Raw genomic sequence first — 12795 nt, forward strand, 5'->3', positions numbered from 1 at the left:
AGCAACTAAATATAATTATTATGGCAAATATTAGAGATCTTAAAAAAGACATCAATTTCGTTTTGGGAGATATCATTGAAGCAGTTTATGTCTGGGAATATAACAATACAGATAAAGACACAAAAAAGAGCGAGGCAATTATTGATGAAGCGATAGATACGTTTGACGATTTAATAGCTAAAGTTAATGATAAGGGTGTAGAGAATAAAAAGGCGCATTTTAAAGCTATTAATAACGAACTCGAAGAACGTGGTAAAGCGTTAATCGATAAGTTAAATAAGTTGAGCTAAATTTTTATAAGAGTTTTTGCAAATTTTGATACTAATCTTATATTTGCAAGCCTTAAAATAAAAGCCGATGTAGCTCAGCTGGCTAGAGCAGCTGATTTGTAATCAGCAGGTCGTGGGTTCGAGTCCCTCCATCGGCTCAATAAAGAGTAAAGCCTCAATATATAGTTGAGGCTTTATGTTTGGTATTAACGCTTTTGGACGAGAAGTTTACCCTGAGCGCAGTCGAAGGGATACCCTCCATCGGCTCTAATTTTAAATCTCAAATCTTAAGTTTGGGATTTTTTTATTAACATTCAATGGCTTAATTGTTCAATTGCAATAATTGTTTAATCCTAGGTTAGATTTCATGATTAAGTGTTAATCTTACAATTAGCTAATTACATCCCAAAAAAGTACGTTTTCAAAAATTGTATTCTAGATAAGTACTTGTATAAAACAATGAAAGCAATTACCGATAGTATAGTTGCAGTATAATAGTAAACCAAATTTTCTGTTCCGATATAATGTTTGCAAATTAAGATTGGAATAACATGCCAAAGATAGAGCCCTAAAGAGTTTAAACCCATCCATTCTATTATTTGAACACGCCCCAATGCGTTATTTGATACCACTTTTAAAATAAGATGTATTAGAAACGTATTGAATAATAAGAAATTTATAATTTTCAACGCCTTGTTTGGCGCATAATACATTACAGGGACTAAAATAAAAAATACTAGGGGTAGCACATAGTCTATTGTCTTTGGAATATTTAATTCTAAATTTCTATAAACAAAACCTAGAACAAAAAAGACATAGAAGTATGGTCTAAAAGTGTAAAGGAAAGCTTCAGTAAAGGTACTAATGATTCCAAAACCTTGATAGGTGACTGGATAATACACTAAATAAAATGAAATGATGGATATAATTAGAGCAATACCTAATAGAAACGTATTACTAATTTTAAGTCTTTTGAAACTCAATGACAATATAATCCAGCTCAATAACCCTGGGATATACCATAGATGGTAAATAGGAGTTATAAAAGCTTTTATGAGTTCTAAAGCATTAAAATGATGATTTTTTATAGCTGTAAGTAAAAAATAAACAATGACGGCTAAAGTCCACGGAATTATTATTCGAAAGAGATATTTTTTAATTATTTCTAAGCAGTTGGTTTTGAGTAATTTATTTAGGTTACAAAGAAAACCACTAATCGCTATAAATACTGGCATATGAAAACTATAAATCATAGTTTTCAAGATGGATTCGTTCACTTTTCCTAGAAGAATATGTCCCGAAATTACAAAGACTATAAGTAGACCTTTAAATAAATCAATGTTTCTAAATCTCATTGTTAATCTACTTAAACAGATGGGTTTTATTTAATAGTTTTAGGCTACTTAATCGGTTTAGATTAATGCTTGTAAAATTTTATTCTTTCTTTCGCTCTTCAATCAATTCTTTTAAATCTATACCATATTTTGATGATTTGATATCTTCATTTAAGGCATCATAAATTTGCTGAAGAAATTTTACACTTGTATTAGGTACTTCAGAAATTGCTAAATAAGGCGAGACTTCACTATCTGGATGATTTACTGCAAAGTTGATGGTGTATAAATATTTGCGTTTCAGTAGCTTGTTGTATTCATCCTCAAAAGAATTGGCTGTTGTGTCATTTACACGTTGGGCTTCTAATGTATCATGGATTAAATCTAAATTTTCATCACTAAATTTTGACATAATATCTAAATATTCTTCAAGGACTTCATGTTGCTTTGATCCTTTAATCTTGCCATCAAAACTAAAATTTTTGAGGGTTGAATTGATCTCGGTTATGCCCTTATCAGCAAAGAATACTATAGTGCCTTCATCTCCATCATTTTTATTTAACTTTAGAAATAGTATTTCTGGTTCTGATAAATCTGAATACAATTCAAAACTTGAATTCCCATTAATTTCTAAAGAATCTAAAGTAACCATTAAAGAATCTTGCTGTCTTTGTAGATACACAGATCCTTTTTTTAAACCTTTTACATGGCCTTTTAATATGAAATTCGAATCAATTTGTTTTTCACAAGAAGTGTTTAATACAATTAATATTATTAGACTTAGGAGTTTAGAGATTTTTGTCATATTCAATTTTATTTTTTTTAATTAAGTTATGGGTGCAACTATTCTCATTAATTCAGCGGTAAGCATTGCTCCGTAGGTTCCAACGACATATCCAAATACGGCTAATAAAACGCCTACAGTCGCTAAGGATGGATGGAATGCCGCAGCAACGACTGGTGCAGACGCGGCGCCTCCAATATTTGCTTTACTGCCAACTGCTAAAAAGAAATAAGGCGCTCTAATTAACTTTGCCACTAAAAATAGTAAGCCTACATGTATTGCCATCCATATTAAGCCAACTATAATCAATCCTGGATTATCAACAATTTTCGTAAGGTCCATTTTCATACCAATGGTTGCAACTAGTATATATATAAATACACTTCCTATTTTACTAGCACCAGCACCTTCGTATTTTTTTACTCTAGTAAATGATAATATGATGCCCAAAATAGTTGCTATTGAAATCATCCAAAAGAACTGAGATCCAAATGAGGACCATGCTGATTTTTTATCACTTACAGCCTCAACATTTGACTTTAAAAATTCTGAAATTTCATTGGCCCCAAAATGAGAAAAACCAACAACCGTAAATGCGATTCCTAAAATAACCATAAAATCTGCTAATGTGGGATTTCTTGAAATGCTTGCAGCATAACTAGACACTTTTTCTTTTAAGATTTCTATAGAGCTATTATCAGCTTTTAGCCATTTATCGATTTTCTTTTGTTTTCCAATTCCTAATAAAAGAATAGCCATCCAAATATTTGCAACAACTATATCAACGATAACCATACTGGCATAATTAGTTGTATTATACTCGTAAATTTCTAACATGGCAGCTTGGTTTGCACCACCACCAATCCAACTTCCTGCCAGTGTGGAAAGCCCTCTCCAGACAGCATCTACTCCTGCACCACCAACGGTTTCAGGATGTACTAATGCAATTAAAAAAACAGCAATTGGACCTCCAATGATGATTCCTACTGTTCCTGTACCGAACATAGCTAATGCTTTCCAGCCCAAATTAAATACTGCTTTTAAATCAATACTAATGGTCATAAGTACCAAAGCAGCAGGCAGTAGAAATCTACTTGCGATATAATAGGCTTGAGATTTCCCAGTAACTTCGACCAATGCGCCTTGCTCATTTTCTAATCCCCATTCTGGAGCAATAAGTCCAAAAGTCGTTAAAGTTGCAGGTAGCATATATGCCATTAATAATGCAGGAACATACTTGTAGAATTTTTTCCAAAAACTGTTCTCACTTGTAGAAGTGTAAAAAACAAAACCTAGTGTTAACATTAATAGTCCAAAAACTACTGTGTCCTCAGTAAAAAATGGTTTTGCTTCAATTAATTGAGTAGTATCCATAAACAAAAATTTAAAGACGCAAAATACCAAAATAAAAGCCATAAAAAAAGCAACTTGCTTAGGAGTTGCTTTCATTATTCTTTTTTTGTTTTGGCTGCCGGTTTTGTTCTTTTAGGTATTGCATGAGCATCCACTCAATCTGTCCGTTGGTGCTTCTAAATTCATCAGAAGCCCACTTTTCGATTGCTTTGAGCATATCTTCATTGATTCGTAATGCAAATGCTTTCTTTTTAGCCATTTTGATTATAAATAAATTATAATGATGCTTAATATAATAAGTATATATAGATATACAAGTTTAATCATTACTGCTTGTTTATTTTTCGGTGATATATAAAAATTCCAACAGGAAGTAGAACACAAAAACTAATGACTGTAATTAAAAACCAATTCCCTAATTCAAAATGCTCATGTTTTGCACCTTGAATCATGCTGTAACTTATAAAACTAAATAGCGCAACAACAAACACATTTGTGATTCTAACTATTCGTGTGCTGAAACGATAGTTCTTTAAGGCGTTGTCCTCAGTAATATTAACCATATAATTATGGATGTGAGGATATTTGTTTAATATAAATAGGCCTATATACATTACTATTCCGAGACCTGGAAGTAACCATAACATTGATTTATCACTATAACCATCCACTTCACCTTTTCCGTTGAAATGAGAAGGAATCGTTTCTGGTAAATCTGCATATGACATAATTACATAGGCTAACATCAAAATTAACAGTGTTATAGATATTAAATCCAATATGATATCTAAAGCTTGCAAGGGTACTTTAATTTTTGGTCTGTTTGTGGTCATGATTATCTGTTTTTATCGCGTTCAAATATTATCATTGTAGATGTTTGACCTATATGTTTGACAATCCAACCTTCTCTGGCATATTGGTTTAGTAAATCCTCATATTTTTCAACGCGATTTCTTAGACCTAATTTTGGAACGATCACTCTATACTCTTTCATATTTATTCGTTTTTCGATTGATTGTCATTAAAAATGGTTAATGCAATAATGACACCTATTATTGTGCCAATAAGGGAGCCATAAACGACACCCATGGCTATATTTCCTGTAATTGCTCCGATAGTAGTTCCGAAACTACTACCAAATGCTACTCCAAAGGCAATGCTGTAGGTTTGTTTTTTATTCATTTCTAATGGTTTAACGTTCCTGTGTTTAATACTGGTGAGGCATCTTTATCACCACATAAAATGACCATAAGATTACTTACCATTGCAGCTTTGCGTTCTTCATCAAGATCTACAATTTCTTTTTTACCTAATTCATCAAGAGCCATTTCAACCATGCTTACAGCGCCTTCAACAATTTTGTGCCTTGCTGCTACTATCGCTGTTGCTTGTTGACGCTTGAGCATTGCATTTGCAATTTCTTGTGCATAAGCCAAATAGCCTATTCGTGCTTCAAGAACTTCAATCCCAGCAATAGCTAAACGTTCTTCGATTTCTTTTTCAAGCGCATTACTAACTTCATTAACACTAGAGCGAAGAGTAATATCTTCATCTACACCTTCATCGGCAAAGTTGTCATAAGGATACATACTAGCAAGTTTACGAACAGCAGCATCGGTTTGAACACGTACAAAATTTTCGTAAACATCAACATCAAATGCCGCTTTGTAAGTATTTTGTACACGCCAAACTAAAATGGTACTAATCATAATAGGATTTCCTAATTTGTCATTAACCTTTAAGCGTTCACTATCAAAATTACGAGCCCTAAGTGAAATTTTCTTTTTGGTGTAGAAAGGGTTTACCCAATAAAAGCCATTCTTTTTCACAGTACCTATATACTTTCCAAATAACAATAAAACTCTAGAGCCATTTGGTTGTACCATAATAAATCCAGGTGCTATAAAAATTGCTATTACAATGGATATAATAAATATCGGGTTTTTCATTGTAATCATTGCGGCTATGCCTCCAAAGAATAATATAAGGAATACAAGTAACATCAGATACCCATTTGCTGGGACGATTATTTTTTCTTCTTTCATTGGTTAAAATTTAAATTAAATAATTCAATATGATATTATTTTGATATCAAATTTACATCAAATAATTTTAACCTGCAAATCGAGTTTGGCACGCCATTTGCTTTATAGATATTGTAAATGATTATGATGATGTTAGTAGAGGAGTGATTACCTCGCATAACGGAGTAACATTTAACATTTGGTTGGTTAGTTAGTAAAAACGCATCTCGTCTTGAGATGCGTTTTTAATTTAGGATATTTGAGGATTAGTTACTTTAAAATGAACTTAGCAACTGAATTAACAAGTTCTTCTGAAATATCTCTGAATGATTCGTTGTAGGATTTTGAATTTTCTAATTCGTCTCCCTCAATCACAAAAAGAACATGGTTCATATTCTCAATTATTTTTAAGTCTGATAATTCTGAGGCATCTTTCAATAATTTAGCTTCTTCAACAGAGACTTGTAGATCTTTGGTTCCATTAACAATAAGTATTGGTATGCTTAGTGTTTTAATAATGTCTTGTGGCTTGTATTGCATCCAATTCATTATAAATGGTTGTACATCTGCTCTAAAAATGGATTCTAGTGCTTGTGGATAGTTAATTGTTAATTGACCTTGTCTTAGACTTTCGAATGCTTTTTGAGTGTCTTCAATCAAAGATGGATCCATTTGTCCAATTTGTTCTGTAATAACTTCATCAATGGATTGCCCAGCTCCAGCTAAAGAAATGAAACCATCAACACGACCTTTAGCGGCAATCATTCCAACTAAGCTTCCTTGACTATGACCAATAATATATATGCCTGAGTACTTATCCTCTTTTTTAAAATACGTAATGGTAGCTATAGCATCAGTTACAAAGTCGTCAAATGTTATATTTGGATCAATTTTACGTTTAAGGATTTGTTTTACAATTCGCTTATCATATCTAAATGTAGCAATGCCTTTAGTTGTAAGTGATTCTGCTAATTTTTTAAGCGAATTGTTATTTAAGAAATTCTGATTTCCATTTCTGTCAGTTGGTCCCGTACCTGCAATAATAATAGCAAGCTTAGGTTGGTTTACTTCTTTGGGATTTAATAAAGTGCCGTCAATATGTTTGTTGATTGCTATTTCAGTTGAGGTATAAGGCAATTCTTGGCTTGATGTATTTATACATAAACAAAAGAGTAAGAGGCTTAAATAAATTTTCATGACCTTTTTTGTGATTTAACGCAATAGCTGTTTCAAAGTTAACTAAAAATAATAACGGTTAATTGTGAGATTTATGTTGTGAGTAATAAAATTTATGATAGTTTTAAATTGCATTTCATCGATGAAATGCAATATTTCATCTATATATGTTAAAATTATGTGTATTTCGTCGATTAATTACGTATTTAAACCTATAAATTAAAATAGAGTTCTATATTTGAAGTGTACTAAAATTTAGTTTTTAGTTCAATGGATTAATTAATTAATATTTGCATATGTGAAGAATTAGAGACCCTAAATCTACCACATATATAAAAAGCAAATTAGGAAAACCAAGGTTGAGGGACCTTGGTTTTTTCTTTGGCTTATATTGAAGATTATATAATCGTTCTAAAGGTTAGATTGATTCGTTCTCCTATGGTTTTTTTTGTCTTTGCGATTTGATGTAACCAATAGTTTTGCATATCACCTTTCATAATCAATAAACTGCCATGATGTAAGTCAATTTTGTGTCGTTCATTTTTAAGCAATCTGTGCTTAAAATGAAATGGTCGTATGGCTCCAAGACTCAAGGAAGCAATAACAGGTTGGAAGCCTAATTCCTTTTCATTATCTGCATGCCAACCATTACTATCGTTTCCATTTCGATAACGATTTAATAAAACGGTTGTAAATTTATGATGTGTCTCCTTTTCAATATCAGATTTAATAGTTATTAATTCTGGAGTAAAGCGATGTGGGTGCATGGTTATTCCTGAGTAAGAATATGGCTTTTTATTTTCTGCATACAATGCTGTAAGTCTAGGTTGTTTATAAGTTTTACCAAAAATAGTGATATCATCATGTTGCCATTCAGTGGTCTGTTTGAAATGATTAAAATAGATAGTCGAGGTTGTTTGATTATAAAAGTTTTGAATATAAATTAACTCGGCATCTGGGAGTTTAAAAATCGTTTTTTCTTCAGAAAATAAGTCCATCGCTATTTTTTTATCTAAATTAGCTATACTATGAAGATTCTCAAAATAATAATAGTTCTAGGAGTTGTCATTTCTTTTGCATTTTCTGCACAAGAGAAAAGGACTTTTCCAGAAGGGTTTATTCATGTAAAAGACCTTATTAAAGATATAGACATTGAGCTTCGGTACTTTACTACTAATAATTTTGTTGGAGATACAATTGAAGGTTATCATGCCAATACATTGATATTAACTCAACAAGCTGCCAATGCACTTAAAAAAGTACAAGACGAATTGCAGCAGCAAAATTTATGTTTGCGAATCTATGATGGTTATCGTCCGCAAAAGGCGGTGAATCATTTTATTCGATGGGCTCAGGATTTAAACGATACTATAAATAAACAACAATTCTATCCAGATGTTGAGAAGCGTCATTTGTTTAGAGAAGAATATATTGCTTCCCGATCTGGTCACAGTAGAGGTAGTACGGTAGATCTTACCATTGTTAATGGAAATACGAACGAGCCTTTAGATATGGGAAGCCCTTATGATTTCTTCGGAAAAGAATCTTGGGTAGATCACCCAGAATTAACCAAAGAACAAAAAGCTAACCGTCAATTACTTCAAAAAGTGATGCTTAAGCATAATTTCAGAAATTATCCGAAAGAGTGGTGGCATTTTACTTTGCGTTGGGAACCATTTCCCAAAACTTATTTTGATTTTAATGTAGAATAAGTCCGCCTAAGGGACTATTTTTAAACAAAACAGAATTACCCAATAAATTAGCTGTACATTTGCCAGCAACAAAAGAATGGTACTATAAATTAGAACATCATTCGAGAACTAATTTTTATGTCATTTCAATCTTTAGGCTTATCTGATGCCTTGTTAAAAGCGATTAGCAAAAAAGGATACGAAACTCCCAGTCCCATTCAAGAAAAAGCGATTCCTCCAGTATTAGATGGTCGTGATGTTTTAGCATCTGCACAAACAGGTACAGGGAAAACGGCAGGTTTTACTTTGCCATTATTACATTATTTATCTGAAAATCCAAAAGCAAAGTTTAGACCAATTCGTGCATTAATCTTAACACCAACTCGAGAGCTTGCTGCTCAAGTATATGAAAGTGTTAAAGACTATAGTGAGTTTTTAAACATTAAAAGTGCTGTGATTTTTGGAGGTGTCAATCAAAAGCCACAAGTCGCAACATTACGTCGTGGCGTTGATGTGTTGGTAGCTACTCCAGGACGTTTATTAGATTTACAAAATCAAAACTTGCTATCCATAAAACGCGTTGAGGTCTTTGTACTTGATGAAGCCGATCGTATGCTCGATATGGGATTTCTTAGAGATATAGAACGTGTGATGAAACTCATGCCAGAAAAACGCCAAAATTTGATGTTTTCTGCAACGTTTTCAAAAGATATAAGAAAGTTAGCTAATGGTATTCTTAACAATCCTGTAAAGGTAGAAGCTACTCCTGAAAATTCAACAGTAGATGCGATCTCTCAGAAAGTATATCGTGTTGCCAAGAATAAAAAGACAGGATTAATCATAAAGCTCATTTCGGAAGGTAATTGGAAACAGGTTTTAGTGTTTACAAGAACCAAACATGGGGCTAATAGATTAACAAAAAAGATGATTTCAGCAGGAATAAGTGCAGCGGCTATTCATGGAAATAAGAGTCAAGGTGCAAGAACTAAGGCTTTGGCGGGTTTTAAAAGTGGAAAAGTTCGAGTGATGGTTGCTACTGATATTGCAGCTCGCGGATTGGATATTCCATTATTGCCACATGTAGTGAATTTTGAATTGCCAAATATTTCTGAAGATTACGTGCATCGTATTGGGAGAACTGGTAGAGCAGGAGCTAACGGACAAGCGTTGTCGTTAGTTAGTGCAGATGAAACCTCATATTTAAAAAATATTGAAAAGCTCATTGGAGAGCGTATTGGTGTTGAGATTGTAGAAGGGTTTGAGCCAGACCCAAATGCATCAACTGAGCCCATTAAACCAGGACAAAATAGACAACGACGTAATTCAAGTTCTAATAATTCGAGAAGGAATAAAAACGGAAATAGCCGAAAGAAAAACAATAATTCAAGACGTCGTAACGATAGACGGCATTAAAAATGACTATAGCTTTAAAGCATAAAATTTTAGAGGTTTGCGATCAAAAGATTGCACAAAAAGGAGATGGCGTAGGGGTATCTTTTTATGCATTTTTTAAGAATAAAAACGATGAACCTGAATTATTAATGGAAGCAGCTACTTGGTGGATCCAAACGCATCAATTAGATCATTTTGAAAAAGCCACTAAAATTAAATCCTTAGTCAAAAACTTATAATGAGCGCTCAAAAAAATAATCCGCTTCATGGTATTAAGCTTGAGCAAATTGTAAACGATTTGCAAAAGCATTATGGCTGGGAATATATGGGATATCAAATCAATATTCGCTGTTTTACACATGATCCTTCAGTAAAATCGAGTTTAAAGTTTCTAAGACGTACACCTTGGGCTCGTACAAAAGTAGAGCAGATGTATCTTAAAATGCTAAAAAACACATCGCTTAGAAAATCTCTTTAAGCGTGTCTTCATCTTCTTCATCTTCTTTTTTTTCTACCTGTTCAATCAGGTTTTTTGGTAAATTATCTTTGTGTTTAAATGTCATAGGGACTGGTATAGCACAGGCCAGAACTATTATAAAAATTAAGGCGACTAACCTTAATGTCTTTTTTATATTCATAGTATAATACAGTAGAGCATCTACTGAAATGTGATGCAATTAATATTTTGGAAATGTATGAGCCAAAAGGCTGTGGAGATATTACACTATGAGGTTTTCGTAAAGTGTGTTATGCTTAAACGAAGCGTAAAGTATATTTTGAAGCTGTTTTGTTTTAACTGTTAGTGTTCTATTTGTGTAGTTTTTAAAAGCAGTAAATTGTTTGAAATTTTGAGCAACTATAAAGGCGTAAAATGAACTGTATGTATACTTAGAAAAAGATACAAAAATTATTTGGCCTACCTTATTATAAGAAATTGAGAATCGTTTGCTTGTTGTACTTTTTGTTACAACTAATTCAGTATTAAAAGTTTTAGGAGCTGCTTCACAGGTGTTGCCAGAAAATGAAACTAAACATATAACAAGTGTTAGTCCGAAAAATAAAAGGTTGCTTTTTCTAAGAAGTTTCATACTCAAAGATAGTGAATACTTTTCTTGTCATTTTTAATTGATTTCTAACTGCCTCTTTCCTTCATAAATTACAATACTAACAGCATTAGCTAGATTTAAACTTCTAATGTGCTCACTGTACAAAGGAATTTTATAAAGTTGAGTTTTGTATTTTGTGATTAAGGGTTTTGGTAAACCAACAGACTCTTTCCCGAAGATAAGAAACATGTGGTCTTCAAATGGAATATCCCAATGTGATTTATGTCCGTGACTTGAAAAAAATGCAAATTTTTGGTTATTGTTAGTTTCAAAAAAATTTTCAATAGATTCATAGATAATAACATCAAGATGTTGCCAGTAATCAAGTCCTGCGCGTTTTAGCCGGCTATCACTTAATTCGAAACCAAAAGGCTTTACCAGATGTAATCTGGAGCCTGAGGCTAAGGCTAATCTTCCAATATTGCCAGTATTATTGGGGATTTCAGGTTCAAATAAAACGATATTAAGAGGCATCTTTGATTGAGTTTATATTATTCTTCTAATTTACCAATATCATCTATATCATCATAAGCTTCTCTTTTTGGGTCTGGACCGTATTTATTATCTCCAAAATCACCTTCGGTAGCTACTAGTACAATATACCATATGCGACCAACTATTGGAATAAGGTTTATAAATATATAAATACCACTTTTATTGATATCATGTAGTCGTCTTACATTAAGGGCCAACCAAGGAATTAGTGTCGCTAAAGCATAAATTCCAAGTATTGAGCCAGCAATTTCAGATTCTAAAAAATTATCAATCAGAGATGCATATGATATAAAAAGTCCAACAATAATAATTTGCACTAAAATAAACATCCAGTATTCTTTACGCCTAGCACGACCTGAAAAATTTAAATAATTATCTCTTATGACTTTTAAGTACCAATACATTATTTGTACAGTATTTTTTTGGTAAAAACATCAATATCTTCGATACGATTTTCTGATAAAAACTTTATGAAAGCGCTTCCAATGATAGCGCCTTTTGCATATTGCGTTGCTTGAGAAAACGTATCATGGTTTGAAATACCAAAACCTATAATTTGCGGATTATTTAAATTCATATTTGCAATCCGATTGAAATAATCGGTTTGTTCCTTGCCAAAGCCAGATTGACTTCCAGTAACGCTAGCCGAACTTACCATGTAAATAAATCCATTAGAAATAGAATCAATAAAATTAATACGCTCTACAGATGTTTGAGGAGTAATTAAAAAGACATTAATTAAACCATACTTTTCAAAGATAGATTTGTATTGTTCATTATAAACGTCTATAGGCAAATCTGGAATAATAAGCCCATCAATTCCAATCTCTTGACATTTAGCACAAAAGGATTCAACACCATATTGAAGCATGGGGTTAAAGTAACCCATAATAATTAATGGTATCGATACTGTGTTTCGAATGTCTTTAAGTTGATCAAAGAGACATTGTGTGGTCATCCCATTTTTTAAAGCCTGGGTTGAACTTGCCTGAATCGTTGGTCCGTCCGCCAATGGGTCACTAAAAGGTAAGCCAATTTCAATCATATCGACACCGCTTTTTTCAAGGTTTTGAATGATAGTTGCTGTATCACTGATGTTAGGATATCCTGCTGAAAAGTATATAGACAATAGTTTTTTGTCCTCTTGTAGTTTTTGGTTTATTCTATTCAT

At 32.6% G+C, this 12795-nt stretch carries 18 protein-coding genes and 1 tRNA gene; 6 read left to right on the forward strand and 13 right to left on the reverse strand.

The window, feature by feature from the left end:
* Window positions 1–20: 20 nt before the first annotated feature.
* Window positions 21–290 (forward strand): hypothetical protein, encoded by a 270-nt coding sequence (locus ACTU6T_RS10275; RefSeq protein WP_460218117.1) that lies wholly within the window; start codon window positions 21–23, stop codon window positions 288–290.
* A 63-nt stretch (window positions 291–353) separates the two neighbouring features.
* Window positions 354–427: transfer RNA gene (locus ACTU6T_RS10280), tRNA-Thr, on the forward strand.
* 240 nt (window positions 428–667) lie between these two features.
* Here the strand turns inward: ACTU6T_RS10280 and ACTU6T_RS10285 are convergent.
* The 10 genes from ACTU6T_RS10285 to ACTU6T_RS10330 form a co-directional block, all read right to left on the reverse strand.
* Window positions 668–1624 (reverse strand): acyltransferase family protein, encoded by a 957-nt coding sequence (locus ACTU6T_RS10285; protein WP_460218118.1) that lies wholly within the window; start codon window positions 1622–1624, stop codon window positions 668–670.
* A gap of 79 nt (window positions 1625–1703) precedes the next feature.
* Window positions 1704–2408, reverse strand: a complete 705-nt coding sequence (locus ACTU6T_RS10290; protein ID WP_460218119.1) for a DUF4369 domain-containing protein — start codon at window positions 2406–2408, stop codon at window positions 1704–1706.
* A gap of 21 nt (window positions 2409–2429) precedes the next feature.
* Window positions 2430–3761, reverse strand: coding sequence for a DUF819 family protein (locus ACTU6T_RS10295; protein WP_460218120.1), 1332 nt, complete (start codon window positions 3759–3761; stop codon window positions 2430–2432).
* A 58-nt stretch (window positions 3762–3819) separates the two neighbouring features.
* Entirely contained in the window at window positions 3820–3999 is a 180-nt protein-coding gene (locus ACTU6T_RS10300) for a type II toxin-antitoxin system antitoxin (RefSeq protein ID WP_460218121.1), read from the reverse strand.
* A 67-nt stretch (window positions 4000–4066) separates the two neighbouring features.
* Window positions 4067–4573 (reverse strand): DUF1648 domain-containing protein, encoded by a 507-nt coding sequence (locus ACTU6T_RS10305; RefSeq protein WP_460218122.1) that lies wholly within the window; start codon window positions 4571–4573, stop codon window positions 4067–4069.
* Window positions 4574–4575: 2 nt separating this feature from the next.
* A complete protein-coding gene (locus ACTU6T_RS10310) occupies window positions 4576–4734 on the reverse strand; it encodes a DUF4177 domain-containing protein (protein WP_460218123.1) in 159 nt (52 codons plus the stop codon).
* A gap of 2 nt (window positions 4735–4736) precedes the next feature.
* On the reverse strand, window positions 4737–4922 hold the full coding sequence (locus tag ACTU6T_RS10315) for a hypothetical protein (RefSeq protein ID WP_460218124.1): 186 nt from the start codon (window positions 4920–4922) through the stop codon (window positions 4737–4739).
* A 2-nt stretch (window positions 4923–4924) separates the two neighbouring features.
* The gene (locus tag ACTU6T_RS10320) at window positions 4925–5785 is read right to left on the reverse strand and encodes an SPFH domain-containing protein (RefSeq protein ID WP_460218125.1); all 861 of its coding nucleotides are present in this window, start codon (window positions 5783–5785) and stop codon (window positions 4925–4927) included.
* 249 nt (window positions 5786–6034) lie between these two features.
* Entirely contained in the window at window positions 6035–6961 is a 927-nt protein-coding gene (locus ACTU6T_RS10325) for an alpha/beta hydrolase (protein WP_460218126.1), read from the reverse strand.
* Between the two features lie 377 nt (window positions 6962–7338).
* The gene (locus ACTU6T_RS10330; RefSeq protein WP_460218127.1) at window positions 7339–7938 is read right to left on the reverse strand and encodes an alpha-ketoglutarate-dependent dioxygenase AlkB family protein; all 600 of its coding nucleotides are present in this window, start codon (window positions 7936–7938) and stop codon (window positions 7339–7341) included.
* Window positions 7939–7968: 30 nt separating this feature from the next.
* On the opposite strand from ACTU6T_RS10330, the gene ACTU6T_RS10335 reads away from it, so the two are divergent.
* The 4 genes from ACTU6T_RS10335 (at window position 7969) to ACTU6T_RS10350 (ending at window position 10501) form a co-directional block, all read left to right on the forward strand.
* Window positions 7969–8652 carry a M15 family metallopeptidase gene (locus ACTU6T_RS10335; protein ID WP_460218128.1) on the forward strand — a complete coding sequence of 228 codons (684 nt, stop codon included), beginning with the start codon at window positions 7969–7971 and terminating at the stop codon, window positions 8650–8652.
* Between the two features lie 117 nt (window positions 8653–8769).
* Entirely contained in the window at window positions 8770–10044 is a 1275-nt protein-coding gene (locus ACTU6T_RS10340) for a DEAD/DEAH box helicase (protein WP_460218129.1), read from the forward strand.
* A gap of 2 nt (window positions 10045–10046) precedes the next feature.
* Window positions 10047–10262, forward strand: a complete 216-nt coding sequence (locus ACTU6T_RS10345) for a DUF6500 family protein (protein ID WP_460218130.1) — start codon at window positions 10047–10049, stop codon at window positions 10260–10262.
* Entirely contained in the window at window positions 10262–10501 is a 240-nt protein-coding gene (locus ACTU6T_RS10350) for a VF530 family protein (protein WP_460218131.1), read from the forward strand. The genes ACTU6T_RS10345 and ACTU6T_RS10350 overlap by 1 nt, the downstream gene beginning before the upstream one ends.
* A 643-nt stretch (window positions 10502–11144) precedes the next feature.
* Here ACTU6T_RS10350 and ACTU6T_RS10355 read toward each other — a convergent pair.
* From ACTU6T_RS10355 to trpA, 3 genes are read right to left on the reverse strand one after another with little or no spacing between them, the layout of a single operon-like run.
* Window positions 11145–11603: a tRNA (cytidine(34)-2'-O)-methyltransferase gene (locus ACTU6T_RS10355; RefSeq protein WP_460218132.1), complete on the reverse strand. Its 459-nt coding sequence runs from the start codon at window positions 11601–11603 to the stop codon at window positions 11145–11147.
* Window positions 11604–11620: 17 nt separating this feature from the next.
* The gene (locus tag ACTU6T_RS10360; RefSeq protein ID WP_460218133.1) at window positions 11621–12028 is read right to left on the reverse strand and encodes a DUF805 domain-containing protein; all 408 of its coding nucleotides are present in this window, start codon (window positions 12026–12028) and stop codon (window positions 11621–11623) included.
* Window positions 12028–12795 carry a tryptophan synthase subunit alpha gene (gene trpA / locus ACTU6T_RS10365; RefSeq protein ID WP_460218134.1) on the reverse strand — a complete coding sequence of 256 codons (768 nt, stop codon included), beginning with the start codon at window positions 12793–12795 and terminating at the stop codon, window positions 12028–12030. Before trpA ends, ACTU6T_RS10360 begins: the two co-directional genes overlap by 1 nt.

The sequence above is a fragment of the Psychroserpens citreus genome (assembly GCF_055686305.1).